Source organism: Spiroplasma sp. ChiS, assembly GCF_002968355.1.
In the GTDB taxonomy this organism is placed as follows: domain Bacteria; phylum Bacillota_I; class Bacilli_A; order Mycoplasmatales; family Mycoplasmataceae; genus Spiroplasma; species Spiroplasma citri.
The window spans coordinates 1-1216 of record NZ_PUUH01000143.1; the positions used below are offsets into that span (position 1 = coordinate 1).

Annotated in this window: 3 protein-coding genes; all 3 read right to left on the bottom strand. The window is 21.4% G+C overall.

What is annotated here, in order from left to right; genetic code table 4:
* Positions 1-95 precede the first annotated feature (95 nt).
* Complete coding sequence (locus tag C6B38_RS09945; protein WP_162475867.1) at positions 96-236, bottom strand: hypothetical protein; 141 nt, start codon at positions 234-236, stop codon at positions 96-98.
* Positions 237-365: 129 nt separating this feature from the next.
* Positions 366-599 (bottom strand): hypothetical protein, encoded by a 234-nt coding sequence (locus C6B38_RS04445; protein ID WP_105298804.1) that lies wholly within the window; start codon positions 597-599, stop codon positions 366-368.
* Positions 600-616: 17 nt separating this feature from the next.
* Positions 617-1216, bottom strand: a 600-nt coding sequence (locus tag C6B38_RS04450) for a DNA-methyltransferase (protein WP_105298805.1), incomplete at its 5' end; no start/stop codon positions are given.

Sequence of the window (1216 nt, forward strand, 5' to 3'; positions counted from 1 at the left end):
TTAAAATAATTTGTATTCGCATTACTTGGGATAATACAACCATCATCGCAATTAAAACTGCTATATAATTTATGTTTTTAATTAATAAAAAATAATTATTGTTTTTGCATTTTTTTATATTTAGCATAACTAAGGCCCAATTTTTTAGCTTGTCGTTTATCTTTTTGTTTTTGTTTATATTCTTCATCAATTAAATTAATGTTGTTTAATAATTCTGTTTTTTGTACGTCAGACAAACCACAATTAGATAATGCAATTAAATAAAGTTTTTGTTTTTCTTGTTCTAATTCATTACTTGGGATAATACAACCATCATCGCAATTAAAACTGCTATATAATTTATGTTTTTAATTAATAAAAAATAATTATTGTTTTTGCATTTTTTTATATTTAGCATAACTAAGGCCCAATTTTTTAGCTTGTCGTTTATCTTTTTGTTTTTGTTTATATTCTTCATCAATTAAATTAATGTTGTTTAATAATTCTGTTTTTTGTACGTCAGACAAACCACAATTAGATAATGCAATTAAATAAAGTTTTTGTTTTTCTTGTTCTAATTCTATTTTTTCTAACTTAGCCAAAATTGAAACAATATTCATTTTTTCTTTCCTTTCTCTTAAAATTCAAATTTAAACTGAATATTTTTTAATCTTTTTTTAATTATTTTGTAATATTCATTATTTATTTCACAACCCAATCACTTTCGGTTTAACTGTTCACAAGCATAAGCCGTTGTACCACTACCTAGAAAACAATCTAAAATTACATCATTTTCTTTACTATATTTACTAATTAATCGATTAAATATATATAATGGTTTTTCTGTTGGGTGTCTCGTTAATTTTTTTCCGATTGAATAATTAAAAATTGTTTTTTTACTTTCATAATCATTTTTATAATTCGGAATTCGATGTTTTTTAGAATAAATTATCATACAATATTCTTTATCTTGATAAATATGATTATTAGTTGGCATTGGATTTGTTTTGTTTCAAAGGATAAAATCATAAAGCATATCTTTTTTACGAACTCAATCTAAATAATCAATAATTTGTTGTCTATTCATTCAAATTAACATAAATTTAGTTTTTGAAATTCGATAAAACTCATCTAAATAAGTATTTATATCAAATGAATTATGTAAATTATTATCATAGATAGCATTAATATATTTATTTATGCTTTTGGTTATATTGCTTTTTTCATTTATTTGTTC